27 protein-coding genes are annotated in these 26,152 nt (G+C 64.0%); 20 read left to right on the top strand and 7 right to left on the bottom strand.

The window, feature by feature from the left end; all coding sequences use genetic code 11:
- Window positions 1-32: 32 nt before the first annotated feature.
- The 3 genes from DH08_RS26295 to DH08_RS26305 form a co-directional block, all read right to left on the bottom strand.
- Complete coding sequence (locus DH08_RS26295; RefSeq protein WP_210328882.1) at window positions 33-1,109, bottom strand: tetratricopeptide repeat protein; 1,077 nt, start codon at window positions 1,107-1,109, stop codon at window positions 33-35.
- Window positions 1,069-1,716, bottom strand: coding sequence for a thiamine phosphate synthase (locus DH08_RS26300; protein ID WP_192182051.1), 648 nt, complete (start codon window positions 1,714-1,716; stop codon window positions 1,069-1,071). The genes DH08_RS26295 and DH08_RS26300 overlap by 41 nt, the downstream gene beginning before the upstream one ends.
- Window positions 1,717-1,859: 143 nt before the next feature.
- The gene (locus DH08_RS26305; RefSeq protein WP_192182052.1) at window positions 1,860-2,765 is read right to left on the bottom strand and encodes a DMT family transporter; all 906 of its coding nucleotides are present in this window, start codon (window positions 2,763-2,765) and stop codon (window positions 1,860-1,862) included.
- A gap of 132 nt (window positions 2,766-2,897) precedes the next feature.
- Here DH08_RS26305 and DH08_RS26310 point away from each other — a divergent pair, with 132 nt between their 5' ends.
- Complete coding sequence (locus DH08_RS26310; RefSeq protein WP_192182053.1) at window positions 2,898-3,350, top strand: Lrp/AsnC family transcriptional regulator; 453 nt, start codon at window positions 2,898-2,900, stop codon at window positions 3,348-3,350.
- A 1-nt stretch (window position 3,351) separates the two neighbouring features.
- Here DH08_RS26310 and DH08_RS26315 read toward each other — a convergent pair whose 3' ends face one another.
- Window positions 3,352-3,810, bottom strand: a complete 459-nt coding sequence (locus DH08_RS26315) for a GNAT family N-acetyltransferase (protein ID WP_192182054.1) — start codon at window positions 3,808-3,810, stop codon at window positions 3,352-3,354.
- 196 nt (window positions 3,811-4,006) lie between these two features.
- On the opposite strand from DH08_RS26315, the gene DH08_RS26320 reads away from it, so the two are divergent.
- Window positions 4,007-4,777 carry a sulfite exporter TauE/SafE family protein gene (locus tag DH08_RS26320; protein WP_192182055.1) on the top strand — a complete coding sequence of 257 codons (771 nt, stop codon included), beginning with the start codon at window positions 4,007-4,009 and terminating at the stop codon, window positions 4,775-4,777.
- A gap of 39 nt (window positions 4,778-4,816) precedes the next feature.
- On the opposite strand, the gene DH08_RS26325 is transcribed toward DH08_RS26320, so the two are convergent.
- Window positions 4,817-5,368 (bottom strand): DUF2269 family protein, encoded by a 552-nt coding sequence (locus DH08_RS26325; protein WP_192182056.1) that lies wholly within the window; start codon window positions 5,366-5,368, stop codon window positions 4,817-4,819.
- A 531-nt stretch (window positions 5,369-5,899) separates the two neighbouring features.
- Here DH08_RS26325 and rcdA point away from each other — a divergent pair.
- The 7 genes from rcdA to DH08_RS26360 all read left to right on the top strand — a co-directional run bounded on the left by rcdA (window position 5,900) and on the right by DH08_RS26360 (window position 10,542).
- Window positions 5,900-6,430 carry a protease adaptor protein RcdA gene (gene rcdA / locus DH08_RS26330; RefSeq protein ID WP_192182057.1) on the top strand — a complete coding sequence of 177 codons (531 nt, stop codon included), beginning with the start codon at window positions 5,900-5,902 and terminating at the stop codon, window positions 6,428-6,430.
- A 123-nt stretch (window positions 6,431-6,553) separates the two neighbouring features.
- Window positions 6,554-7,063, top strand: coding sequence for a crossover junction endodeoxyribonuclease RuvC (ruvC, locus tag DH08_RS26335; protein WP_192182058.1), 510 nt, complete (start codon window positions 6,554-6,556; stop codon window positions 7,061-7,063).
- Between the two features lie 56 nt (window positions 7,064-7,119).
- Window positions 7,120-7,389: an AbrB/MazE/SpoVT family DNA-binding domain-containing protein gene (locus tag DH08_RS26340; protein WP_192182059.1), complete on the top strand. Its 270-nt coding sequence runs from the start codon at window positions 7,120-7,122 to the stop codon at window positions 7,387-7,389.
- Window positions 7,367-7,783: a type II toxin-antitoxin system VapC family toxin gene (locus tag DH08_RS26345; protein WP_006200122.1), complete on the top strand. Its 417-nt coding sequence runs from the start codon at window positions 7,367-7,369 to the stop codon at window positions 7,781-7,783. The genes DH08_RS26340 and DH08_RS26345 overlap by 23 nt, the downstream gene beginning before the upstream one ends.
- Before the next feature lie 10 nt (window positions 7,784-7,793).
- The gene (gene ruvA, locus DH08_RS26350) at window positions 7,794-8,414 is read left to right on the top strand and encodes a Holliday junction branch migration protein RuvA (protein WP_192182060.1); all 621 of its coding nucleotides are present in this window, start codon (window positions 7,794-7,796) and stop codon (window positions 8,412-8,414) included.
- Between the two features lie 43 nt (window positions 8,415-8,457).
- Entirely contained in the window at window positions 8,458-9,495 is a 1,038-nt protein-coding gene (gene ruvB, locus DH08_RS26355) for a Holliday junction branch migration DNA helicase RuvB (RefSeq protein ID WP_192182061.1), read from the top strand.
- A gap of 144 nt (window positions 9,496-9,639) precedes the next feature.
- Complete coding sequence (locus DH08_RS26360) at window positions 9,640-10,542, top strand: metallophosphoesterase (RefSeq protein WP_192182062.1); 903 nt, start codon at window positions 9,640-9,642, stop codon at window positions 10,540-10,542.
- Between the two features lie 22 nt (window positions 10,543-10,564).
- Here the strand turns inward: DH08_RS26360 and DH08_RS26365 are convergent, their stop codons facing one another.
- Entirely contained in the window at window positions 10,565-11,815 is a 1,251-nt protein-coding gene (locus DH08_RS26365) for a glycoside hydrolase family 5 protein (protein ID WP_192182063.1), read from the bottom strand.
- Window positions 11,816-11,867: 52 nt separating this feature from the next.
- On the opposite strand from DH08_RS26365, the gene ybgC reads away from it, so the two are divergent.
- From ybgC to ftsH, 9 genes are all read left to right on the top strand, one after another.
- Window positions 11,868-12,341: a tol-pal system-associated acyl-CoA thioesterase gene (gene ybgC, locus DH08_RS26370; protein WP_192182064.1), complete on the top strand. Its 474-nt coding sequence runs from the start codon at window positions 11,868-11,870 to the stop codon at window positions 12,339-12,341.
- Window positions 12,342-12,660: 319 nt separating this feature from the next.
- Window positions 12,661-13,371 carry a protein TolQ gene (gene tolQ / locus DH08_RS26375; protein WP_192182065.1) on the top strand — a complete coding sequence of 237 codons (711 nt, stop codon included), beginning with the start codon at window positions 12,661-12,663 and terminating at the stop codon, window positions 13,369-13,371.
- A gap of 9 nt (window positions 13,372-13,380) precedes the next feature.
- Complete coding sequence (tolR, locus tag DH08_RS26380; RefSeq protein ID WP_006200115.1) at window positions 13,381-13,833, top strand: protein TolR; 453 nt, start codon at window positions 13,381-13,383, stop codon at window positions 13,831-13,833.
- 8 nt (window positions 13,834-13,841) lie between these two features.
- Window positions 13,842-14,999, top strand: coding sequence for a TonB family protein (locus DH08_RS26385; RefSeq protein ID WP_192182066.1), 1,158 nt, complete (start codon window positions 13,842-13,844; stop codon window positions 14,997-14,999).
- A 79-nt stretch (window positions 15,000-15,078) separates the two neighbouring features.
- Entirely contained in the window at window positions 15,079-16,350 is a 1,272-nt protein-coding gene (tolB, locus tag DH08_RS26390; protein WP_244425862.1) for a Tol-Pal system beta propeller repeat protein TolB, read from the top strand.
- 272 nt (window positions 16,351-16,622) lie between these two features.
- On the top strand, window positions 16,623-17,129 hold the full coding sequence (pal, locus tag DH08_RS26395; protein ID WP_192182067.1) for a peptidoglycan-associated lipoprotein Pal: 507 nt from the start codon (window positions 16,623-16,625) through the stop codon (window positions 17,127-17,129).
- A gap of 188 nt (window positions 17,130-17,317) precedes the next feature.
- Window positions 17,318-18,397 carry a tol-pal system protein YbgF gene (gene ybgF / locus DH08_RS26400; RefSeq protein WP_192182068.1) on the top strand — a complete coding sequence of 360 codons (1,080 nt, stop codon included), beginning with the start codon at window positions 17,318-17,320 and terminating at the stop codon, window positions 18,395-18,397.
- Complete coding sequence (gene tilS / locus DH08_RS26405; protein WP_192182069.1) at window positions 18,391-19,782, top strand: tRNA lysidine(34) synthetase TilS; 1,392 nt, start codon at window positions 18,391-18,393, stop codon at window positions 19,780-19,782. The genes ybgF and tilS overlap by 7 nt, the downstream gene beginning before the upstream one ends.
- A gap of 120 nt (window positions 19,783-19,902) precedes the next feature.
- The gene (gene ftsH, locus DH08_RS26410; RefSeq protein ID WP_192182070.1) at window positions 19,903-21,837 is read left to right on the top strand and encodes an ATP-dependent zinc metalloprotease FtsH; all 1,935 of its coding nucleotides are present in this window, start codon (window positions 19,903-19,905) and stop codon (window positions 21,835-21,837) included.
- Between the two features lie 456 nt (window positions 21,838-22,293).
- On the opposite strand, the gene DH08_RS26415 is transcribed toward ftsH, so the two are convergent.
- Window positions 22,294-22,950: a hypothetical protein gene (locus tag DH08_RS26415; RefSeq protein WP_428339215.1), complete on the bottom strand. Its 657-nt coding sequence runs from the start codon at window positions 22,948-22,950 to the stop codon at window positions 22,294-22,296.
- Window positions 22,951-23,656: 706 nt separating this feature from the next.
- On the opposite strand from DH08_RS26415, the gene glmM reads away from it, so the two are divergent.
- Entirely contained in the window at window positions 23,657-25,009 is a 1,353-nt protein-coding gene (gene glmM, locus DH08_RS26420; protein ID WP_006202419.1) for a phosphoglucosamine mutase, read from the top strand.
- A 240-nt stretch (window positions 25,010-25,249) separates the two neighbouring features.
- Window positions 25,250-26,095 (top strand): outer membrane protein, encoded by an 846-nt coding sequence (locus DH08_RS26425; protein WP_192182072.1) that lies wholly within the window; start codon window positions 25,250-25,252, stop codon window positions 26,093-26,095.
- Window positions 26,096-26,152 lie beyond the last annotated feature (57 nt).

Genomic DNA, 26,152 nt, shown 5'->3' on the forward strand with positions numbered 1-26,152 from the left:
GCGACGGCGTTCCTACCTGACCTGCGGTGGCGTCAAGGCAGGCGGTTGGCCTTCTGCAGCGCCTGCCTCGTCTGGTCGTCGGTCAGGCCTTGCAGGAAATCGTCCATCTGCGGATCGATCAACCCGGCGCGGCGGGCGACGACGTACCAGGCGCCGGCAAGGATCAAATCGGGGTCGGTGCCGATGCCTTCCATATAAAGCTTGGCGAGGCGATTCTGGGCCGCGACGTTGCCGCCCTCGGCGGCCTGCTTCATCCAGCCGAAGCCGGATTTGAGATCGCGATTGCCGCCGCGCCCTTCGATCATCCAGGTGGCGAGGTCGATCTGCGCCGTGTCGTAATTCTGCCTGGCGGCCTGCGCCAGAAGGGTGCGCGCCTGGGCATCGTCGCGCGGCTTGCCGCCGATGCCATTGGCATAAATCTGCGCCATCGCATATTGCGCGTCTGCGAGCCCGGTGGCTGCGGCGCGTTCGTAGTAGGACGCGGCCTTGGCCATGCCGACATCGCCCGGGTCCTGCTGGACGAGCAATTGCGCGAAATTGAACTGCGCCAGCCGGTTGCCGGCCTCGGCGGCGGCCTGCATCAGCGCATAGGCCCCCTTCTCGTCCTTCTTGACGTAGCGGCCGTCGAGCAGCATCAGCGCGTACTGGAACTGCGATTCCGGCACGCCCTGCTCGGCGGCAAGCGCGTACCATTTCGCGGCTTCCGCCGCGTTCAACGGCACGCCAAGCCCGCGCGACAGGATCTCGGCCACCAGCGTCTCGGCAGCCGGATCGCCGTTCTGCGCGCGCACCAAAGCGAGATTGTAGGCGGTCTTGTAGAGACCGCGCTGAAAGGCGCCATAGGCCGGATCCGCCGGCTTGGCGCCGAAACGATCGGGATTGATGGTGTCGACCGACGGCAGCGGTGCCGTGGTGGCGGGCTGCGGCAGCGGTGTCTCGATCGGCTTGTCGACATGCGCGCCTGCATCCGGCTTGGGCTGCGGCAGCGGAACGGTCTGCGCGGCAGAGGCGGGCTGGGCAGCAACGGCCACGACAAGACCCAGGAGAGGAAACCGCAGCCAGCGCACGTCAGTCCTCGAAACGCGGTGCGGTTTCGTCAAGCATCGCATTGGCGGTGGCGACTGCCGCCTTCGGGTCGATGTCGTCGGCAAAGACGGCGCTGGACAGCGCCACGAATTCGGCACCCGTAACGGCCACGGTTTCGACGGAAGCGATCTCCGAGCCGGCCATGACGATGCAGGGAATCTGGATCATATCCGCCCACCATTGCCCGAGCGACAGATTGCGCGGATGCGGCTCCGGCTTGTTGTCGTAGCCGAAGCGGCCGAAGAAGATGTAGTCGGGCCTGGCTTCACCGAGTTCCAGCGCGTCGTCGCGGGTCTTGGCGCCGCCGGCGCCGACCATCATTTTCCCCTGAAAATGTTCGATGGTCTCGGCAAGTTCGCCCTTGGAGACCTCGACATGGATGCCGTCGGCCTGGACACGTCCGGCGATGCGGCTGTCGCCGGCGATGACGACGGCGATGCCGGCAGCCTGTGCGAGCGGCACGATCTGTTCGGCGAAGGCCTGGAAGGAGGCCTCGTCCATGCCGTTTTCAGGCAGGATGAGCGAGGCGACGTCGCCGCCTTCGAAGGCCGCCGCAATGCGCTCGGCCGGCGCGTCTTTCGGCGCGATCAGCACGATGCGGCAGCGGTTGGGCGGTGTGGCGTCGTTCATTGGCTTTCGATCCCGGTTTTCGCCTATGCCGGGCGAAGATGGTTGCATTGCGGCATAGAGCAAAGCGCCCGCCTTGAACAGGCGGGCGGGGATCATTGCGGTGGCCTTGGTCTACGAGCGTTGGCAGACGGCTGACCGGAGGCTCATTTGACGGCTTGAGGGCTTTCGACCGGCGGCTTCGATCTCCACAGCGACCAGCCGAGATTCATCCCGGCGGCGGCAACCAGGATGGCAGCGGCGCCGATGACCTGGGCAGGATGCAGCCGATGGCCGAAGGCAGCGACATCGACCAGGATCGCCACGACAGGATAGATGAAGGACAGCGATCCCTGCAGATGGGTCGGCAGCTTCTGGATGGCGCCATACATCAATATGTACATCAGGCCGGTGTGGACGATGCCGAGCGTCGCCAGCATGGTCCAGTTCCACGCGTCGGCGGGAAGGTCGGAAAGATTGGCAAAGGGCGCCAGTATGACGACGCCGACGCAGACCTGGATCAGCGCGATCAGGTGCGGCGGCGTGCCCTTGAGCTTCTTGGTGACGATCGCGGCGACGGCCCAGAAGAAGGCCGCCCCCAGCGCCATCGCGATACCGGTGAAATAGTCTGAGCCGACATCGCCGGTGTCGGGCGTGGCCTGCACGATCAGCAACATGCCGGCGAAGGCAATGCCAAGCCAGGTCAGCTTGGTCAGGGTCAGCCGCTCGCCGAAGAACAGCGCGCCGAAGCCGACCAGCATGAAGGGCTGGGTGTTGTAGACAGCGGTGGCGATCGAGATTGAGGCGCGCGAAAAGGCGCTGAACAGCAAGAGCCAGTTGATGACGATGGCCGCGCCGCCGAGAGCGGCGATCGCCACGATGCGAAGCGTCAGCCTGCCGCGCAGCAAGCCAAGTGCCGCGCAGATGACCAACAGCGTCACGGCGCCAAAAGCGCAACGCCAGAACACCACGTCCATGATCGGCTGGCCCGACATGACGACGAACCAGCCGATCGTGCCGAGGATCGCCATTGCGGCCGTCATTTCGATCGTGCCGCGCACCGTGTTGTCCATAGCTTGCTCCCGGATCATCGATGCTTGACAATCCCATGTTGTGCCGACGCGTTCCATGAGATAGGAAGGGGCATATAGATATGTTGCCTAATTTAATTAGGCGCCGTCGGCCTTTTATCTCAGGAAGTAAAAATGCTGGACGAGCAGGACAAAAAACTTCTCGAGATACTGGTGAGGGATTCGCGGACCTCGCTGAAGGATCTGGCGCAGCAGATCGGGCTGTCGTCGCCGAGCGTCTCGGAGCGGCTGCGGCGGCTCGAGGAGCGCGGCGTCATCCGGGCCTTCACCATCGAGATCGATCCGCAGGCGCTGGGCTTTTCGCTGCAGGCGATCGTGCGCATCCGGCCGCTGCCGGGCAAGCTGCATATCGTGCAGAAGCTGATCGAGGAAATTCCAGAGTTCGGCGAATGCGACAAGGTGACCGGCGACGACTGCTTTGTCGCGCGGCTGTTCGTGCGTTCGATCGGCGAACTGGATCACCTGCTCGACCGTATCGCCGACAAGGCGGAGACGAGCACGGCCATCATCAAGGCGCAGCCGATCAGGCGCCGCCCGCCGCCGCTCGATACCCCCGCCCGAAGCTGAGCTACAGTTCGAGCTTGTAGCCGATATGGCTGGCCTTGAAGCCAAGCCGGTCATAGAAGCGATGCGCGTCCTGGCGGCTCTTGTTGGTTGTCAACTGGACCAGCCTGCAGCCGCGTCGACGGCACTCTTCGACCGCCCACTCCAGCAGGCGTTGCCCCAGCCTTTCCCCGCGCCGGTCGTCGGCGATGCGGACGGCTTCGATCTGGCCGCGCAACGCACCCTGTAACGACAGTCCGGCAAGGTAGGTGATCTGCAGCGTACCGATGATGCGGCTGCCCTCGGTCATGACGGCGAGAAACTGGTTTGGGTCCGCATCGACGGCCGCGAAGGCATCCCGATAGGCCTTGGCAAGTGGCTCGCTGGTGTCCTCGCGGCCGCGTCCAAGCGGATCGTCCGCAAGCATGACGACGATGGCCGGAAGGTCGGCTTCTTCCGCGCGGCGGATAATGATTTCGTTCAATCTCAAACCCTATGGCCCGGACATAGCGCGCTGGCGACCATCTTATGCATCGGCCGGCCAGATGCCGCAAATCCGTGAAGCGGGGTTACGGACAGTTGATCGCCAGCAGCCGCTGCCTCCAATATTGGCTGTCGCGGCGCGAAGGTTTCTGGGTTATTGCAGGGGCCACCGTCTTCCCCTCCAGCCTCCTTCACCGATGTCAGGTCTGCTCGCCGATCCGTGGTTCTATGCCGCCGCCCTTCCGGCGGTCATGCTCGTCGGCCTGTCGAAGGGCGGCTTTGGCGGGGCTGTCGGCTTCGTCGGCGTGCCGCTGATGGCGCTGACGATGCCGCCGGTGCAGGCCGCCGCCATCCTGCTGCCGATCCTGTGCCTGATGGATATCGTTTCGGTATGGACATGGTGGGGCGTCTACGACCGCAAGATGCTGGTCGACATGATGCCGGGAGCGGTGATCGGCATCGGTCTCGGCTGGCTGACGGCTGCTTTGGTCACCGAAGAAATGGTGCGGTTGATCGTCGGCGCGGTCGCCCTGATCTTCGTGCTGCGCTGGCTCTATCTGCAGTTCCGCCACGGCGCCGACCATGCGGCGGCACCCAACCGCGTGACCGCCGCCTTCTGGGGCACGGTCGCCGGCTTCACCAGCTTCGTCGCCCATGTCGGCGGCCCGCCCTTCCAGGTCTATGCCTTGCCGATCCGGCTCGATCCGAAGGTGCTGTCCGGGACATCGGCGATCTTCTTCGCCGCCACCAATGCGCTGAAGCTGATCCCCTATTTCGCGCTCGGCCAGTTCGACACCGCCAATTTGACCGCATCGGCGGTGCTGATGCCGCTGGCGCCGCTCGCGACCATCGCCGGCGCCTGGCTGGTGCGGCGCATGCGGCCGGAGGTCTTTTATCCGTTCACCTACGCCACCGTGGCCGTCGTCGCGGTCAAGCTTCTGTGGGACGGGATTGCCGGCCTGTTTTAGATCGTGAGGGGCGGCCATGCGGCTGCCCCATCACCGGTTTCAGGCAGCGCGCTCCACGAGCCGGCGGCTGCCGCCAAAGGCGAGCGTGGCGCCTGCCACCACGACCAGCGCCATGCCGGCGAGGACGGCGAGGTCGTGCGCGGTCGGCTTGAGAACCATGTCGGCGACGATCACCAGCATCACCGCATAGTCGAAGCGTGCCACGCTCATCATGCGCTGGCCCACGGCAAGGGCGGCCGGCGTCACGCCGTCCTTGGCGATCATGCCGGCCATCCGCTCGGCGGTCGGCTTGAAGATGAACATGCCGATCGAGAAGGTGGTGGCGTAGCCGGCAAGGCCGATCAGGATCCAGAGGTCGGAGAAGCCGATCCAGAAGCCGCACATGATGAGCCCGAAGATGAGCGTCAGCATCGACATCGGCGCGAAAAAGCGGCCGCCCAGCTGCCCGCTGGCGCGCATCGCCTGCAGCTTGTCTTCGATGTTACCGGCGCGCTCGGCAAGCACGCCAAGCAGGAACAGCACGAAACCGCCGCCGACCCACAGGGTGGCCGAAACGACGTGGAGGAATTTGACGATCGAGTACCAGTCCATGGGTCTCTCCCTTGGGTATCCCAAATGATTGCAGGCGGCGCGGCCGCCCGGTTCAGAGGAGCGGGCGTTTAGCGTGGCGGCTGTTTCGGAACGATGTCGGGAGGGAGACCGGCTTGTATCGACGATGCGCACGCCGCCCGATCGGGCACGTTTGTCCACGGGCGCGGCGATGCCGCCCTGTCCCGAAGCGGTACAGATTTGCGGCACGATGAGAATTTTTCCGGCGCCGTTAAGGGTTCATTAAGCTTTACGGGCGTTTACTATGCGCATCCAGTGATCTGGATTCTTACCGAGTGGTTGGAGCCACTTTGTTTGACGCCTCCCTGTTAAACTCCTGAGAGCCGCCTTATCCGCGGCTCTTTTTTTGTCCGCGGCCCGCTTTGGCCAGGCCGGCTCCGCCGTTAACCCTTCGTTAAACATGTGCTTGCCTTCACCGGCGGCGAAGCGCATTTTCAAGCTTCAGTCATTTAGGGTTCAGGGCGTGACGGCATACGATGCCGAATCGGCTTGCGGCAGTGCAGGGGCGTAGCGATGAACGAGCCTTCCATGGGGAGCGCGAAAACCATCAAATTGGCGGAGCGCCGGGTTTTCTCCCAGTCCTTCAAGCCACTCTACCAGGAGGGCATGGGCCTGGTCGAGCAGGCGGCCGAATATCTCGACGGCAAGGGCCGCGCCGAGGCCAAGAAGCTGTCGAGGACGGCTGCGACCCTTTATGCGGCCGAATCGATGCGGCTGACCACCAGGCTGATGCAGGTCGCTTCCTGGCTGCTTCTGCAGCGGGCGGCCAATTCCGGCGAGATGACCCGCGACCAGGTCGCGTCCGAAAAGTCCAAGGTGCGTCTCGACACCGCTTCCGCGCATGACGAAGCGATCGGCTGGGCCGAATTGCCGGCGGATTTTCTCGACCTCGTCACCCGCTCGCTGCGCCTGCAGGCGCTGGTGCGCCGCATGGATGAGGAGATCTACGGCAACGCCTTCGCCGATGCGCCGCCGGCGGTCCGCCGGGCCAATCCGGTTTCCGACCAGATCAGCCTGCTGAACACCGCATTCGCGCGCGGCTGAAAAGGCCCGCGCCATCTCCCATCAGTGCGAATTCTTAGGCAGCGAGTGAGCTGCTGTGCAGTATCGTTTCTGGTTTGTTCACATTTCGCTGGCATCGCTGTCCGCCGAGGGTAGACTTGGTGGATGGGGGAAGCGATTCGCATCATCGGTATCGATCCGGGGCTCAGGCGCACCGGCTGGGGCATCGTCGAGAGCCTCGGCAATTCCCTGCGCTTCGTCGACTCCGGCACCGTGCGTTCCGACGACAAGGCGGCGCTGGCGGTGCGGCTCTGCCAGCTGCATGACGGGCTGACCGAGGTGCTGCACGCGGCCATGCCGCACGAGGCCGCGGTCGAGCAGACTTTCGTCAACAAGGATGCAACGGCGACGCTGAAGCTCGGCCAGGCGCGGGGCATCGCCATGCTGGTGCCGGCGCGCGCCGGGCTGGTCGTGGCCGAATATGCGCCCAATGCCGTCAAGAAGGCGGTGATCGGCGTCGGCCATGGCGACAAGAAGCAGATCCACATGATGGTCAAGGTGCTGATGCCAAAGGCGACCTTCGACAGCGACGACGCCGCCGATGCGCTGGCCATCGCCATCTGCCACGCCCACCACCGGCAAAGCGTCGCCTACCGGATGGCGGCAGCCGGATAAATCTGTTCTTGACTTGTTCACGGTAAAGGCGGTAAGTAATACCTAGAGGTATTACCATGCGCGTGACAACCAAAGGGCAAGTGACCATTCCCAAGGAGATACGGGATCATCTGGGTATCGGCCCGGGTTCGGAGGTTGAGTTTGTGGCCACAGACGATGGTGCCCGGGTTGTGGCGGTAAACGAAAATATTTCCGAAGAAGAGGCTTCTCACAGGTTCAGCCAAGCGCTCGACCTGCTGGCCGGGACGCTGGATCTGGGTGGCATGACGACGGACGAGTATATGGAGTGGCTGAGGGGCTCCCGTGAAGATCTCGACGTTGGTTGACACAAATGTCCTGATCGATGTTTGGGGGCCAGCCGGGCGCCAGACGAAGTGGTCGGCATCGGTGATCGCCGCATGCCGACGCGACGGCGCGTTGGTCATCAACACAATCGTCTGGTCCGAACTCGCTCCGCTCGCGACCGAAGCGGCACTTCGTAGAGCGGTTGAAACGCTCAAGATGGATCGCGAACTCCTGCCATGGGAGGCGGCCTTTCTCGCCGGTATCGCTCATTCCCAATACCGTCGCGCCGGCGGTCTTCGCGAGCGAACCCTGCCTGATTTCTTCATTGGCGCCCATGCAGTCGTTGCCGGACATCGTCTGCTGACGCGCGATGCCGTGCGCTACCGAAGCTATTTTCCGGACCTCGAAATCATCTCTCCGGAGACTCACCCATGAGGGCCAGGGCATGATCGGCAAGCTCAAGGGCACACTGGACGAGATCGACGAGGATTTCTGCCTCGTCGACGTGCATGGCGTCGGCTACGTCGCCTACTGCTCGGCGCGCACGCTGGCCGCGTTGCCGGCGCCCGGCGAGGCTGTGGTGCTGTTCATCGAGACCTATGTGCGCGAGGACATGATCCGGCTCTACGGTTTCCAGTCGGCGCTGGAGCGCGAGTGGTTTCGGCTCTTGATGAACAATGTGCAGGGCGTCGGCGCCAAGGTGGCGCTGGCCATCCTGTCGACGCTGGCGCCGGCCGATCTCGCCAATGCGATCGCGCTGCGCGATATCGCCATGGTCTCCCGCGCGCCGGGTGTCGGCAAGAAGGTGGCCGAGCGCATCGTCACCGAACTGAAGAACAAGGCGCCGGCCTATGCCGGTGCTGCCTCCGGCACCATCGGCCTCAAGCAGGAGCTCGGCGAGGGCGTCGCACCGGCACCGATCACCGATGCCGTCTCGGCGCTGGTCAATCTCGGCTATTCGCGCGACATCGCTGCCAATGCGGTGTCGGCGGCACTGAAGACGGCCGGCGAGGGCGCCGATGCCTCTAAGCTCATTCGATTTGGGCTGAAGGAACTGGCGCGGTGAGGCGTGGCTTGCCGTCATCCATGGCTTGTGCAAGGAGATCAGCATGAGCCTTTCGCCCCGTCTGATCGCGCCTGACAAACGCGGCGAGGATGCCGAGCAGACCTTGCGGCCGCAGACGCTCGACGACTTCGTCGGCCAGGCGGCGGTGCGGGCCAACCTCAAGGTCTTCGTCGACGCCGCCAAGGGGCGCGGCGAGGCGCTCGACCATGTGCTGTTCGTCGGTCCGCCGGGTCTCGGCAAGACAACGCTGGCACAGATCATGGCGCGCGAGCTCGGCGTCAACTTCCGCTCGACCTCCGGCCCGGTCATTGCCAAGGCCGGCGATCTGGCGGCGCTGCTCACCAATCTCGAAGACCGCGACGTGCTGTTCATCGACGAGATCCACCGGCTCAATCCGGCGGTCGAGGAAATCCTCTATCCGGCGATGGAGGATTTCCAGCTCGACCTGATCATCGGCGAAGGGCCGGCGGCGCGTTCCGTCAAGATCGACCTTGCCCGCTTCACGCTGGTTGCCGCCACCACTCGGCTCGGCCTGTTGACCAATCCGCTGCGCGACCGTTTCGGCATTCCGGTCCGGCTCAATTTCTACACGGTCGAGGAGCTGGAGCAGATCGTGCGCCGCGGCGCTCGGATCCTTGCCATGCCGCTCGGCGACGACGGCGCGCTGGAGATCGCGCGGCGCGCACGCGGCACGCCGCGTATCGCCGGCCGGCTGCTGCGCCGCGTGCGCGATTTTGCATCGGTCGCCGGCGACGGGCATGTCGACCGCAGGATCGCCGACGAGGCGCTGACCAGGCTGGAGGTCGACGCGCTGGGCCTCGATGCGCTCGACCGTCGCTATCTCTCAATGATCGCGCGCAATTTCGGCGGTGGGCCGGTCGGCATCGAGACCATCGCCGCAGGGCTCTCCGAGCCGCGCGACGCCATCGAGGACATCATCGAACCCTACCTGATCCAGCAGGGTTTCATCCAACGCACGCCGCGCGGGCGGGTGCTGACAGCCAATGCCTGGCGCCATCTCGGCCTCGATGCACCGAAGGATCTGGCGCAGCAGCAGATCAGCCTGTTCCAGGAAGAGTAACGGAGATTTGTTCTTCGGTTGCCCCGAGGAACGGCGTTACTGCGCAAAATCTCCTCGCTTCCGCCAGCGTGAAGGCGCAATTGCCCGCTTCATGGCAAGTCTTGCTCAATGGAATTGCCATCCCAAAGAGGCCGGGGCTCTTCGATGATCACCAGACGTGGCTTCCTGCGCCTCATCGGCGGCTCGTTCCTGTCGATGGTGTCGCTTGGCGCCTATGCGGTCGGCATCGAGCCGATGCTGCTGACGCATGTGAAGCGCTATTCGCTGACACCGCCGCATTGGCCGGCGGGCCTCAAACTGCGCGTCGTTGCTCTGGCCGACATCCATGCCTGCCGTCCCTGGATGACGCCCGAGCGGATTGCCTCGCTCGCCGCCGAGGCAAACGCACTCAAGCCGGATGTGATCGTCATGCTTGGCGATTTTCCGGCTGGAACCCGCCTGGTGTCGGACTGGGTGGACGCGTCGGAATGGGCGCCGGCCCTGTCCGGGCTCAAGGCACCGCTCGGCGTCTGGTCCATCCTTGGCAATCACGACTGGTGGGAGGATCGTGCAGCGCAGGCGGCCGGCGCCGGGCCGACGATTTCGCGCAAGGCGCTGGAGGCCGTCGGCATTCCGGTGCTGGAGAACGATGTCGTGCGCCTCGAAAAGGACGGACACGGTTTCTGGCTTGCCGGACTTGCGGATCAGCTGGCACTACGCCCTGGCCAGGCCTGGGGCCGGACCGGCTTCAAGGGGCTCGACGATCTCGACGGCACACTGGCAAAGGTAAGCGACGGCGCGCCCGTCATCCTGCTGGCGCATGAGCCGGACATATTTCCGAAGGTGCCGTCGCGGGTTTCGCTGACCCTGTCCGGCCACACCCATGGCGGGCAGGTGCGGCTGTTCGGCTATTCGCCGGTCGTGCCGTCACGGTTCGGCAATCGCTACGCCTATGGCCATGTTGTGGAACAGGACCGCAACCTGATCGTATCCGGCGGGCTCGGCTTCAGCATCATGCCAGTGCGTTTTGGCATGCGCCCGGAGATACTGCAGATCGATTTGGGTTGATTCCTCAATCCTGCCCGGCGTCTTAGTGAAGCGACCGGATCGCATCCATCACTTCAGGCTCGGCCTTGTCGCCATCGAAGGCATCGACGATGCCGAAGGCGCCGCCGAAACTCCACACCGACCAGGAAAAGCCGTGCGCTTCGGCGCGCGCGATCATGTCCCTGACATAGGCTGCGCGATAATCACCAGGCATCACATAGGAATTGCCGTATTCCTGGCGAATCATGCCGAACTCACCCAGCGTGATGTTTTCCGGCTTGATGCCGTTGGCCTTGGCCCAACCCTCCACTGCCTTGAATGGTGCATCCATCAGCCCAAGCAGCTTTTCGTCCGTGTCCATACTGGCGACCTGCTCGTCGAGATAGGCAAGCATGCCGTTCTGCCGTGTCCATGGCGCTTCGGCCTTGATCCGGGCGCGGATCGTATCCAGCGCCACATCGAGCTGAGCGTGCGGCACCGCGGTCAGCGGAAAGGGCAGACCGGTGACATAGCGGATGAAATCGCCGGCCCAGGTAGCGCCCTGATGGGTGAGCAGGAACGGATCATAGGAATGGAAGGTCCAGATGATGTTGTCGTCGGCGATCATCGTCGGATCGATCTTCGCCAGCGAGGCGGCGTTGGAATAGCAGGCCCCGGTCAGGATCAAAGTGAGCTTGGTCGCCGAGGCGCGCGCCGCCGCGAACAGTTTCAGCTGCCGGTCGGGCCACAGGCTGGTGCCGTCGCCGTCACAGTCGACGATCGGCTCGTTCATCGGCTCGAAAGCGACCTGGTGCGGATCCTCAGTGGCCAGCGTGCGCGCCATCTTGCGCACCATCTCGACATAGGCATCGAAGATCCCGGGATTGTCCATCACCTCGCCCATGCCGATCTTGCGGCTGCCGCCGGACGGGATCAGGTGCATGTCGACGATGACCTTCAGCCCGGCACGGTTGATCATGCGCACCGAGTCCAGCACACTGGCGTAGAGGTCGTCGCGCAGCGCCACCGTCTCGGCGGAGAGGAATGGCGAGGGGTCGACCGGCATGCGCAGGAAATCGAAACCGGCATCCTTCAGCGCTTTGAGATCGTCATCTTTGAGGAACTTGCGCCACTCTGGATAAGGCAGGATGGCTTTGGGGTCGTTCCACTTGTCCTCGCCGACCCAGGTCGTCCATTGGTCGAGGTTGAGGCCGCGCTTCATGGAGAAGGTCGCCGCCTGGCCAGGCAGCGCCAGGTTGGTCAGCACAAGCAGCGTCGCCAGCAAGGTCTTGATCATCGCGCCCAACAGTGCCATCCGGTTCCCGCGCCGCAACACCTGCCTGCTCATGCCCGAAAAGGAAAGCGCAATGGACGATCATGGTGAATCGGCGACGCTTCTGGCAGGGCTTTCCGGCGCGCTGACGGAATTCGGCCACCGGCTGATGGCGCGGGTCTATTATGCAGACACCGATTTCTCCGGCGTCGTCTACCATGCGCGCTATCTCGAATTCTTCGAGCGCGGCCGTTCCGATTATCTCAGGCTCGCCGGTGTCCACCACACCGAGCTGGCCGACGGCAAGCATGGCGAAAAGATCGTCTGGGTGGTCAGGCGCATGGAGATCGATTTCCGCTCACCTGCCCGCATGGACGATATCCTGACCATCGACACGCGCACCGAGGACATTTCCGGGGCCCGCATCGTCATGGCGCAGCAGTTGAAACGCGGTGACGAGGTGCTGGTCGAGGCAAAGGTCGAAGCAGCGATCATCGGCGAGAACGGCCGGCCGAGGCGCTTTCCCAAGGACTGGGTGGCAGCCTTCCTACCCAAAGCAGGCGTTTAGGCGTTTGAGATTCTGGCGCCGGCGACGCCAGGGCCGCCACTCCATTGATGAGGTACCGACATGCCGGCCAGGGCAGAAGGCGCGGCAATGCGCCGCGCTGTACGTCCTAACCCATCCTTAACCATAACGGTTCATGAAGAGATTGGTGAAGATTGGCGGAATCCGAACGCCTTCCTTTCACCAACATTTGCCCCGAAAAGGCCGCGGACGGCGCATTTCGGGGATGCTCCGCAAGCTTCAAGCTTCGCGCGAACGGACCACAAGGGATGCCCATGGGCCAGCCGCCAGCGATGCCCGGAAAATCTTTAAGGACGTAACCATGGAAAACATCGCACTCGCCGAACCGGGCGCGCATCTGTCGATCTGGGCGCTGTTCATGCAGGCCAACTGGGTCGTCAAGCTGGTCATGATCGGCCTGCTCTTCGCCTCGATCTGGACCTGGGCGATCATCGTCGACAAGCTGGTCACCTATGCCCGCATGCGGCTCGCGCTCAACCGCTTCGAACAGGTGTTCTGGTCGGGACAGTCGCTGGAAGAGCTTTACCGTACGCTCGCCGACCGCAAGACCACCGGCATGGGCGCGATCTTCGTTGCCGCCATGCGCGAATGGAAGAAGAGTTTCGAGAAGGGCGCAAAATCGCCGCTCGGCCTGCAGACCCGCATCGACAAGGCGATGGACTTGGCATTGACGCGCGAGATGGAGCGGCTGGAGGGGCGTCTCGGCTTCCTTGCCACCACCGGCTCGGCCGCGCCCTTCATCGGCCTGTTCGGCACCGTCATCGGCATCATGACCTCGTTCCAGGCCATTGCCGCTTCCAAGAACACCAGCCTGGCGGTGGTGGCGCCCGGCATCGCCGAAGCGCTGCTGGCTACGGCCATCGGCCTGCTCGCCGCCATTCCCGCGGTCATCGCCTACAACAAGCTGTCATCGGATGCGAACAAGATCGCCGTGCGCATGGAAGGGTTCTCGGATGAGTTCTCCGCCATACTCTCGCGCCAAATCGATGAAAAAGTCGCGCAGAAGGCCTGAGGTACAAACATGGGTATGTCCGTAGGCATGTCGGGGCGCGGTGGGCGCGGCCACAGGCGGCGCGGCCGCCATCACGCGCTGATGTCGGAAATCAACGTCACGCCGATGGTCGACGTGATGCTGGTGCTTTTGATCATCTTCATGGTCGCGGCACCGCTGTTGACGGTCGGCGTACCGATCGACCTGCCGGATACGCAGGCCAAGGCGATGAATGTCGATACACAGCCGATCACCGTCTCCATCAATGCCTCCGGCCAGATCTATCTGCAGGAAACCGAGATCCCGATCGACGAACTGGTGGCCAAGCTGCAGGCGATATCGAAGACCGGCTATGACGAGCGCATCTTCATCCGTGGCGACAAACTGACGGATTACGGCACCGCCATGAAGGTGATGGCTCGCATTTCGGCCGCCGGCTACAAGAATATCGGCCTGGTTTCGCTGCAGGAACAGGATCAATAGACAAGAAGATGAGGACCGGGCTCACCACATCGGTAATCTTGCATGCGGTGGCGCTCGCCCTCGGGTTGTTCACGCTGACGTCGCCGGCTGCGCTGCCGGCGGCCGATGTGGAATCCGTATCGGTCGACATCGTGCCGACGGAAGCTGTGGCGCAGGTGCTGCAGGGCGACAAGAAGGCGGTGATGCATGACAAGCCGGCGCCGGTGCCGACCCAGCGTCCCGATATCATTCCCGCTGCCCAGAAGATTGGCGAAAACAGCGTCGACACCGACAAGCCGATAACGCCGGAGGCCAAGCCGAAGCCGGTCGACATGACTTCGGCGCCGCCGCCGGCACCAACGCCGGTCGAGAAGCCGAAGCCCGAGGACGTGCCGAAGCCGCGGGAAAAGCCGAAGCCCATTCCGGCGACCGAAGTGGCGCCAGAGCCGCAGCCCAAGGAAGAGGTCAAGCCAGAGCCGGTGAAACAGACGGAGCCCAAGCCGACTCCGGCCAAGGAGCCTGCCCCCACGCCGCCGGAGGACAAGACCGCCGCGATCGAGCCGAAACCCGAGGTCAAGCCCGACGCCGTTGCCGAGGCGATTGCTCAGGAGCCGCCGACCGAAACGACGCAACTGCCGGACTCCGCACCGGCGCCGCAAGCCCGGCCGAAGCCGCAGCCGGCGCAGGCCGAAAGCGCCAAGGCGCCGGATCGCAAGGACGCCGAAAAGCCGGTCAAGGAGGCTTCGTCCAAGCCGAAGTCCGAAGACAAGCAGTTCAACGCCGACGAGATTTCCGCCATGCTCGACAAGCAGAAGCCGTCGGGCGGCGGCGCCAAGCGCTCGACCCAGCAATCGTCGCTCGGCGGCGATAAAGATCAGGGCGCGAAGCTTTCCAAGTCGGAGCAGGGAGCGCTGGAAAGTCAGCTCGGCGGTTGCTGGACGCTGCCGGTCGGGCTCGAGGGTTCGGAGAATTTCGTCGTTGTGGTCCGGTTCAATCTGGACACTTCCGGCAAGCTGGATGGCCGTCCATCTGTCGAGCAATCGAGCGGCAACCGCCAGTTCGACGAAAGTGCGGTGCGCGCGGTGCAGAAATGCGACATGGCCGGCCTGCAGGTTCCCGCCGGCAAGCAGGACATCTGGAACGACATCCGGGTCACCTTCGATCCAAGGGAGATGCTTGGCCTCTAGGCCTGGCGTCCACACAATCAAAGAAGAGAAGCGAGAAGATATGAGATCTTTCCTCAAGCCGCTCCTGACGATTGCAGCGATGGCGCTGGGCATGACGGCCGCGGCTCCGCTGCCGGCGTGGGCGCTCGTCGAGCTCAACGTCAACAAGGGCAATGTCGAGCCTCTGCCGATCGCCATCACCGACTTCCAGGGCGGCGACGCGCTGGGGGCGGAGATCTCCGACATCGTCAGCGCCGATCTCAAGCGTTCGGGTCTGTTCGCGCCGATCGACAAGAGCGCCTTCATCGAGAAGATATCCAATCCCGACGCCCAGCCCCGCTTCGACGACTGGAAGGTGATCAACGCGCAGGCGCTGGTGACCGGCAGCGTCGGCAAGGAAGCCGACGGCCGCATCCGCGCCCAGTACAGGCTGTGGGACACCTTTGCCGGCCAGCAGATGTCGGGCGAGCAGTTTTTCGCCAACGACGCCAACACCAGGCGCGTCGCCCATATCATCGCCGACGCCATCTATGAGAGGCTGACCGGCGAGAAGGGTTATTTCGACACCCGTGTCGTCTTCATCGACGAATCCGGCGCCAAGAACGCGCGCAAGAAGCGCTTGGCCATCATGGATCAGGACGGCGCCAATGTCCGCTATCTTTCGGACGGTCGGGCGATCGTGCTGACGCCGCGTTTCTCGCCGAACCGGCAGGAAATAACCTACATGTCCTATGAGAGCGGCCAGCCGAAGGTCTATCTGCTGCAGATCGAGACCGGGCAGCGCGAACTGGTCGGCAATTTCCCCGGCATGACGTTTGCGCCGCGCTTTTCGCCTGACGGCCAGAAGGTGATCATGAGTCTGCTGCGCGACGACGGCAATTCCAACATCTTCGCCATGGACCTGAGAAGCCGCTCGACGACCAGGCTGACCAATTCGACCGCCATCGACACCTCGCCGTCCTATTCGCCCGACGGCAGCAAGGTGGTCTTCACCTCCGACCGCGGCGGCCGCGCGCAGATCTATGTGATGGGCGCCGACGGTTCGGGCCAGACCCGCATATCGTTCGGCGACGGTGTCTATTCGACACCGGTGTGGTCGCCGCGCGGCGACCTCATCGCCTTCACCAAACAGACCGGCGGCGAGTTCCAGATCGGCGTCATGAAGACCGACGGTTCCGGCGAGCGCATCCTGTCGTCAGGCTTCCAGCAGGAAGGCCCGACCTGGGCGCCGAACGGCCGCGTGCTGATGTTCTTCCGCGATGCCAATGGCGGCCCGAAGCTGGTTTCGGTCGATCTTACCGGCCGCAACGAACAGTCGATCCCGACGTCGAACTTCGCCTCGGATCCAGCCTGGTCGCCGCTGCTGGAATAGACCCGGCAACGGATGTTCGAGTCGAGCATCCGTTGCTCAGTTGCAATTCGGTAACGGTGCCGGAAAAGCCCCAATATTGGGGCTTTTTTCATGTCTTGGTCGCCTTTCGGCCGCATTTACGCCTAGGGTCCGCGTGAAATGTGGCTCCAGGCCAAACAGCTGCGGACGGGCAGCCGAAACCAAATTTTAACCGTGTTTCTTGAATGCCGGTTAACCCAAACGTGGTTACTGGGTGATCAACGAAATCACTCGAAATGCGAAGGAGAGGCGGCATGGGCCGTATCGCAGCACTTACTCGAAACCCGGTGATGATCGCGCTGGTCGCGATGCTCGCCATTACCGGTTGCGCCTCGAAGAAGACCCCGAACAGCGCTGCCGATCTCGGCCTCAACGGTGCTGGCGCCGCGACCCCCGGATCGGCGCAGGATTTCACCGTCAACATCGGCGACCGCATCTTCTTCGACACCGACTCGTCCTCGATCCGCGCCGACGCGCAGACGACGCTTGCCCGCCAGGCGCAGTGGCTGAACCAGTACAGGCAGTATGCCATCGTCATCGAAGGCCATGCCGACGAGCGCGGCACGCGCGAATACAATCTGGCGCTCGGCGCCCGCCGCGCCGCCGCCACCCGCGACTTCCTGGTCGCCAAGGGTGTCTCGGCGCAGCGCCTGAAGACGATTTCCTACGGCAAGGAACGTCCAGTCGCGGTCTGCGACGACATCTCCTGCTGGTCGCAGAATCGCCGCGCCGTCACCACGCTGAGCGGCGCCGGTTCCTGATCGGCAAAAATACAACACACCTGTGCGAAAGGCGGCCTCGGGGCCGCCTTTTTCATGTGCAGCTTCGATATCCCTTGGCCAAACAAAATTTGGCCGAAGTCTCAGGCCCTGCTATGAGCCGAGGGCGCTTGGTCCCACTCTGATCGGAAGGGCGCAACAGACCAACGATTTTCACGGCGAGAGATATAATGCATTTCAGAACGGTCCTGAGCGGCACGCTTGCGCTGCTGCTCGTATCAAGCATCGCCGCCCCGGCAAGCGAGACCGGGCAGCCAGCAGACAGCGGGTTCTCCTTCCACCTGCCGACGCTGGGCATTTTCGGCCAGAAGAAAAAGCCGGACCAGCAGCAGGTGGCCCAGCAGGATCCTGCCGGCGCCACCGGCCTGGAAGACCAGCTGCGGCAGATGAACGGCAAGATCGAGGAACTCAATTTCCAGATCCTGCAGATGCAGGAGCAGATGCGCAAGCAGCAGGAAGACAACGAGTTCCGCTTCCAGCAGCTTGAAGGCGGCACGCAGGGGGCCCAGCAGCCGCCGGCACAGAAGAAGTCGGAAGCGGCGCCGGAGAATACCGACAACAGCGTCGCCGAGGCCCCGGCGACGCAGGCACCTGCCGATACGGCCACGCCGCCGGCGGGTGGCCAGAGCGTCGGCGAGGTCATCGTCGAATCGCAGACCGGCGATCCCGGCAAGGTGATCACCGGCGCGCCGCCTAAGACGTTCGGCACCATCACCGTCGACAAGAACGGCAATGTGGTCGAGGCCGGCGGCAACACGCAGGCGAGCGCGCCGGCGGAGACTGCTGCTCCGGCTACCGAGGCTCCGGCAACCGGGTCCAAGACCGGCAAGGCCGACGGCACGGTGGTCGCGGCGCTGCCGTCCACCAACAATCCCGATGAGCTCTATCGCAACTCCTACCAATTCATCCTGTCGGGCGACTACGGCACAGCCGAACAGGGTTTCCGCGACCACATCAGCCGCTTCCCCAAGGACGCCAAGGCGGCGGACGCCCATTACTGGCTGGGTGAGTCGCTGCTCGGCCAGCAGAAATACCGCGACGCGGCCGAGATATTCCTTGCCGCCAGCAAGGACTATCCGAAGGCCAAGAAGGCTCCCGACATGCTATTGAAGCTCGGCGTGTCGCTGGTCGGCCTGAAGCAGAACGACGTGGCCTGCGCCACCTTCGGCGAGATCGGCAAGCGCTATCCCGACCTTTCCAGCGCGCTCAAGGAACGTATCAAGCAGGAAAGGGCGCTCGCGGCGTGCTGACGCTCGATACCAGGCCTGACCCTACAGGGCCTGACCTTTCGGATTTTTCCAAGATCGACTTTACCAACGGCGCCATTGCAGCCGTATCCGGCGGCAGCGACTCGACCGCCCTCCTCCTTCTCCTCAAAAACCATCTCGACCGCACCGCGCCGGCCACCAGGCTGCTGGCGGTGACGATCGATCACGATTTGCGGCCTGGCTCGGCGGCGGAAGCGCGAGCGGTGGCCAGCCTTTGCGCCGAGCGCGGCATCGCGCATCGCACACTTCGCTGGTCCGGACCAAAGCCGTCGAGCGGCCTGCCCGCCGCCGCGCGCGAGGCGCGCTACCGGCTGTTGGCGCAGGCCGCGCTAGAGGATGGCATCGACCTGATCCTGACCGGCCATACCGCCGACGACCAGGCTGAAACCGTGCTGATGCGGCACGCGCGGGATGAGGGCCGAGGACTTGCCGAAATGACAGGCCGCGGCCTTGCCGGCATGGCGCCGGCCACCCTCTACGATTGGCGGCACTGGATCGTCAGGCCGCTGCTCGGCGCGCGGCGCGCGGCATTGCGCACATTCCTGCGGCGCGAGAATGTCGGCTGGACCGAAGATCCGACCAACGCCGACGCGCATTTCGAACGGCCGCGCGTCCGGGCAGTGCTTGGCGAAGACGATGGCCAGCGATTTGCCGAGGCGATCGGCCTAGCCAAGCGGGTCGCCACCGAGCGCGAAGAACTCGGGCAACGCGCAGCCATGCTGATCCGGGACTTTGCCGCCATGCCGGCCGCGGGGCTCATCCGTCTCGACCCTGCCTTCGCGGCATCGGACGATGCCCCGGCCGCCGTCTACGCAATGCGCATCCTGCTGGCGGCGGTCGGCGGCGTGCCCTTCCTGCCCGACGAGGCGCGCAGCCAGGCGCTGTTTTCCCGGCTGCGGGCCGGACCGCTTTGCGCCACATTGTCGCGGACGGTGGTCGACGCGCGGCGCGCCGGCATCTTCCTGCGCCGGGAAGCGCGCGGCCTGCCCTTGGCGGCACCGGTCAGCGACGATGTCTTTTGGGACGGCCGTCGGCGTATCACATTGGGCGACAGCTCAGGCGCATTGTTGATCGCGCCGCTCGGACAGGCCGCGGCTGCAAAGCGGGATATTGCCGAAAACGGCACACCGTCCAGCCTTGCGCGCGCTGCTCGAGCCGCCGAGCCGGCGCTGTGGCGTGGGGCCGAATGCCTGGGTCTTGCGGGCGAGAGCGGCCTGCCGACGACGGTCGCTGCGTCTCCCGTCGTCGCGCCCTTTGCCTGCTTCCTGCCGTCCTTCGATCTGGCGCCCGCCGCAGCCGTTTCCGGGCTGATCGGCGCGCTACCGGTCCCAGCCCTGCCTTTCCGCGGCCATAGTGCCGGGCGATGATGGGCGAAAGCTTAACCCAGACGTGCTGTTATGCTTGGCAAGGGGAGGCGCTCTCCCTATGTTAGGCTCAAGCTTCCTCTCATCATGTGTGTCCGCGTGCGGGCGCTAACGGGACATTAGATGAATCCGAATTATCGCAACCTCGCGCTCTGGGCGATCATAGCGGTCCTGCTCATCGCCCTGTTCAACCTGTTCCAGACGCCGCAGACGCGGGGCGCCTCGAGCGATGTGCCTTATTCTCAGTTCCTGCAGGACGTCGCGGCGGGCCGGGTCAAGACGGTGACGATCGCCGGCGCCCGCATTTCCGGCACCTACACCGACAGCTCGACCGGCTTCCAGACTTATTCGCCCGGCGACCCCTCGCTGGTCACACGGCTGCAGGACAAGAACGTCACCATCAATGCCCGGCCTGAATCCGACGGCTCCAACTCCCTGTTCGGCTATCTGATCTCCTGGCTGCCGATGATCCTGATCCTCGGCGTCTGGATATTCTTCATGCGCCAGATGCAGTCGGGCTCCGGCCGCGCCATGGGCTTCGGCAAGTCGAAGGCCAAGCTTCTGACCGAAGCGCATGGCCGCGTCACCTTCCAGGACGTCGCCGGCGTCGACGAAGCCAAGGAAGACCTGGAAGAGATCGTCGAATTCCTGCGCGATCCGCAGAAGTTCCAGCGCCTCGGCGGCAAGATTCCGCGCGGCGTGCTGTTGGTCGGCCCGCCCGGAACCGGCAAGACGCTGCTCGCCCGCTCGGTCGCCGGTGAAGCCAATGTGCCGTTCTTCACCATTTCCGGTTCGGACTTCGTCGAGATGTTCGTCGGCGTCGGCGCGTCCCGTGTCCGCGACATGTTCGACCAGGCCAAGAAGAATGCGCCCTGCATCATCTTCATCGACGAAATCGACGCCGTCGGCCGCCATCGCGGCGCCGGCCTCGGCGGCGGCAATGACGAGCGCGAGCAGACGCTCAACCAGCTGCTGGTCGAGATGGACGGTTTCGAATCCAACGAAAGCATCATCCTGATCGCCGCCACCAACCGCCCCGACGTGCTCGATCCGGCGCTGTTGCGTCCGGGCCGTTTCGACCGCCAGGTGGTGGTGCCGAACCCCGACATCGTCGGCCGCGAGAAGATCCTCAAGGTGCATGTGCGCAACGTGCCGCTGGCGCCGAACGTCGATCTCAAGGTGATCGCGCGCGGCACTCCGGGCTTTTCCGGCGCCGACCTGATGAACCTCGTCAACGAGTCCGCCTTGATGGCGGCGCGGCGCAACAAGCGCCTCGTCACCATGGCCGAGTTCGAGGATGCCAAGGACAAGATCATGATGGGCGCCGAGCGCCGCTCGTCGGCGATGACGCAGGCCGAGAAGGAGCTGACCGCCTATCACGAGGCCGGCCACGCCATCCTGGCGCTCAACGTGCCGTCGGCCGATCCGCTGCACAAGGCGACCATCATCCCGCGCGGCCGTGCGCTCGGCATGGTCATGCAGCTGCCGGAAGGCGACCGCTATTCGATGAGCTACAAATACATGGTGTCGCGGCTTGCCATCATGATGGGCGGCCGCGTCGCCGAGGAATTCAAGTTCGGCAAGGAGAACATCACCTCGGGCGCCTCCTCGGACATCGAGCAGGCGACCAAGCTGGCGCGTGCCATGGTCACGCGCTGGGGCTTCTCCGACAAGCTCGGCCATGTCGCCTATGGCGACAACCAGGAAGAAGTCTTCCTCGGCCATTCGGTGGCACGCACCCAGAACATCTCCGAAGAGACGGCGCAGATCATCGACGCCGAAGTGCGCCGGCTGATCGACGAGGCCTATTCGACGGCGAGGGCCGTGCTGACCAAGAAGAAGAAGGAATGGATCGCGCTGGCGCAGGGGCTGCTCGAATACGAGACGCTCACCGGCGAGGAGATCAAGCAGCTGATCGCCGGCCATAAGCCGGCCCGCGACCTCGGCGACGACACGCCGCCGAGCCGTGGCTCGGCCGTGCCGAAAGCCGGCACCGGCGGCCGCCGCAAGAAGGGCCCCGAGCCCGAAGGCGGCATGGAGCCTCAGCCGTCGAGCTGAGGTTTCGGGTAGGAGACTGATTTCGAAAACGCCGCGGCTTGGTCCGCGGCGTTTTTGTTTTGCAGAGGCTTATTAGCGGTCTGCCGCAGCTGAAAGTCGTCGTTTGCAAAGATAGCCGGCCATTTGCAGATGTCTGCGCCGCCCCTCATCGCCCTGCCGGGCACTTCTCCCCGTATAGTGACGGGGAGAAGGACGCTGGTCGCAGCCTTGGCACGCTTCCTGCCACGTTGGCGATTGGTGAAACCGCCGATGATGGCGTCCCTCGCCCCGTTGACGGGGAGAAGATGCCGGCAGGCAGATGAGGGGCGGTGCCAACGTTCGCAAATGCTCCCCCGGCCTTGAAAGCGGACCAGTCTGTCCAATCAACCTGCGGAGAACATTCCCGCTGCCGGCAGCAAAAGGCCCGCGCACTTTGCTGGTGCGCGGGCCTTCGTCGTTGGGAATATTACTGCGCTATCAGCTCTTCAGCTTGGCGTTGCAGAGGCTGTAGAAGCCGCCGCCCTTCTGGATCCACTTCAGGCCGCCCAACGTGTTGGCGTCCTTGTTGGCATAGTACAGTTCGAGGCAGGTGTGCATGCGACCCTTGGCGGGCGTCTCGCCGGCAAACTTCTTCGAGATCGCCGTCGGGAACTTTACGCCCCTGGGCGCTGCAACCGTCGGCTTCTCGGGGTCGCTTGTATAGGTCGCCTCGTCGGCGGCCGGCACGGTGTCGTCGTCGGAGGCGGAAGCACCGCACTCGCTCTTGCGGAAGTCGTTCCACTTCTTGCCGCCCAGCGAGTTGCTTGCCTTGGCAGTCTGATACTTGGCGCTGCAATCGGCCATGCTCAGGCCCTTGCCGTCTTCGGCGGCTGCCTTGGTCGTCGCCTTGGCGGGCTCCGCCGCGGCCGTGGCGCCGGCGGCGCATTCGGTCTTGCGGAAGTCGTTCCATTTCATGCCGTTCAGCGTGCCGGCGGCCTTGGCCGCCTGATACTTGGTGCTGCATCCCTTCGCGGTCAGACCCTTGGCCGCATCGTCGTCGCTGGCCGCGGCGGCCTTGGTCGTCGCTTTGGCGGGTTCGGCTGCGGCCGTTGCGCCGGCGGCGCATTCCGTCTTGCGGAAGTCGTTCCACTTCATGCCGTTCAGCGTGCCGGCGGCCTTGGCAGCCTGGTATTTGGTGCTGCATTCCTTCGCCGTCAGGCCGTTGGCCGCATCGTCGTCACTGGCCGCCGCCGCCTTGGTGTCGGTCTTGGTCGTCTTCTTGGCCGGCTTGGTGTCGGTCGTCGCTGCCGCGTCGGTGCCGCACTCGGCCTTGCGGAACTGGTTCCAAGTCTGTCCGCCAAGTGTTCCCGCATCCTTGGCTGCGTTATACTTGGTGCTACACTCTGCCATGGTCAGCGCGTTGGCCGGCGCCGCCAGGAGCAGGGTTGCGACTACAAGGCCCGTCAGTGTTGCAAGTCTGTGGATGAGCATGGCGTTTCTCCGTTGCTGCCGCCCAATTTTGTCCCGTTGCGGAATCAATAGCTCTCAACGGCCGGTTGCGCCAGATGCTAACTGGCGCGGACGTCGCCGGAAACTGCGTTCTGCCGACAAGGTGATGAAAACGTTGCGGATCAAGGCCACCGGGCCAGGAGTTGCCCGGCGAATCTGTGCCGTTCTGCCCGCCGCGACTGGTCCATTGTGGCGAGACAGTGTCATCGTGGTAGACTGTCGAATCGCTTGAACTAACCGCAACAATGATTTTCTAAGGAATCGTAATACATAATCACACAATGTGATGTTCGGACGCAGCCCAATTGTGGCAATACGAGCGGCTGAAAAATCGACGGGGACCAAGGCAGGTATGGCAGGGCAGTATTTCGGCACCGACGGTATTCGCGGACGCGCCAACAAATTTCCGATGACGGCGGAGATCGCCATGCGGGTCGGCATGGCCGCAGGCCTGTCGTTCCAGCGCGGCAGCCATCGGCACCGCGTCGTGCTCGGCAAGGACACCAGGCTTTCCGGCTACATGATCGAGAACGCGATGGTGTCGGGCCTGTGCGCCGCCGGCATGGACGTGTTCCTGCTCGGTCCCATTCCGACGCCGGCGGTTGCCATGCTGGTGCGTTCGCTGCGCGCCGATATCGGCGTGATGATCTCGGCCTCGCACAACCCCTATTACGACAATGGCATCAAGCTGTTCGGCCCCGACGGCTACAAGCTCTCCGACGAGATCGAGGAGCGCATCGAGGGGATGCTCGACAAGGATATCGAACTGGCGCTTGCCGATTCCGACGGGCTTGGCCGCGCCAAGCGCGTCGACGGCGTGCATGACCGCTATATCGAGTTCGCCAAGCGCACCTTGCCGCGCTCGATGTCGCTGTCGGGTCTCAGGATCGTCGTCGATTGCGCCAACGGCGCCGCCTACAAGGTGGCGCCCGAGGCATTGTGGGAACTCGGCGCCGAGGTGGTGGCCATCAATGTCGAGCCCAACGGCTTCAACATCAACAAGGAATGCGGCTCGACCCATCCGGCCGGACTGCAGAAGAAGGTGCATGAGGTGCGCGCCGATATCGGCATCGCGCTCGACGGCGACGCCGACCGCGTCGTCATCGTCGACGAGAACGGCACGATTGTCGACGGCGACCAGATCATGGCGCTGATCGCCGAGTCATGGCACCAGAGCGGACGACTGGCCGGCGGCGGCGTGGTTTCGACGGTGATGTCCAATCTCGGCCTCGAACGCTTCCTCGGCGACATGAAACTGCAACTGCACCGCACCAAGGTGGGCGACCGCTATGTCGTCGAGCATATGCGCGCGCATGGGTTGAATGTCGGCGGCGAGCAATCGGGCCACATCGTGCTCTCCGACTTCTCGACCACGGGCGACGGCCTGGTCTCGGCGCTGCAGGTGCTGGCCTGCATCAAGCGGCAGAACCGGCCGGTCAGCGAACTGTCGAAGAAGTTCGAGCCGGTGCCGCAGCTTTTGAAGAATGTGCGTATCGCCGGCGGCAAGCCGCTCGAGGAGGCGCCGGTCAAGGCGGCGATCGAGGATGCCCGTCACCGCCTCGGCAAGGCTGGGCGGCTGGTCATCCGTCCTTCCGGTACCGAGCCGCTGATCCGCGTCATGGCCGAGGGCGACGATCCGCAACTGGTCGAGGCGGTCGTCAACGACATCGTCGGCATCATTTCCGAGACCCGCAGCGCCGCCTGACCCCTGGCGGCGCGAAAAACTACCTGTTCCAGAGTTGCAAAGGCCCGTCTCCAGACGGGCCTTTTTGTGCTTGCCGGACACCCTGCTGCCCGGGGAACATGCTCTACTTCTAAAATTCTATAGATTCGTGGTTAATCGACACGGTTAAACGCCTTTTAACCTTTGCAATTCATTATCCACGCCGAGGTCAATCACATTCGGGCGGATACGTCGTTCCGAGGCTTCTTAGGGGTGACAAGCATGTTCAATACAGCAAGAATGGCACTGTTCGCCGCGCTGTTGGCGGGCGTGGCCGGACCGGTCTTCGCCGCCGATTTCGTGGAACCGCCCGTGGTCGAGCAGGCGCCGCCGCAGGTGGCCTATCAAGAACCAGCCGAATATGGCGGCTGGTATATTCGCGGCGACATCGACTACCATTGGTCGGAGTTCGGCGGTGGCGACTACACCACATACAGTGGAACAGCGCCCCAGAATCCTGGGTCTTTCGCCAGCGGTGACCTGAAGGGCGCCTTCTCGGCCGGCGCCGGTGTCGGTTATCAGGTCAATCGGTACTTCCGTACAGACCTGACCTTCGACTGGATGGGCAAGTCTGACTTCCGCGGATCGACGAACGGCTTCTGCGGCCCTGCACCGCAAGTTGCCTGTACCTCGACCGACACATCGTCCTATTCGGCCATGCTGCTGCTGGCCAACGCCTATGTCGACATCGGCACATGGCACGGCGTGACGCCCTATGTAGGCGCGGGCATCGGCGGCGCCTGGGTCAAGTGGGACACGTTGCACAACAGCGACTCCGATGGTGAATTCGAACACACAGGCGGTAAGGGCTGGCGCTTTGCCTACGCCCTCATGGCCGGCGCTTCCTACTGCCTTACCGACCAGGTCAAGCTCGATGTCGGCTATCGCTACAGCCACATCAATGGCGGCAAGATGTTCGAATACGCTTCGGACAGCAATGTCGGCCCGGGCTACGATCACGGCATCAACGTGCACGAAGTGCGCGGCGGTCTGCGCTACCAGTTCGGCCGGTCCGACTGCGCTCCTCCGCCGGAGCCCTATGTGCCGGAGCCGGTCTACACCAAGTAATCGGATCGATTTCAGACCTTCGCCAACCGCCCGGCCTTGCCGGGCGGTTTTCGTTTG

Origin of the sequence: Mesorhizobium amorphae, assembly GCF_014843845.1 — a bacterium.
Classification (GTDB): domain Bacteria; phylum Pseudomonadota; class Alphaproteobacteria; order Rhizobiales; family Rhizobiaceae; genus Mesorhizobium; species Mesorhizobium amorphae_A.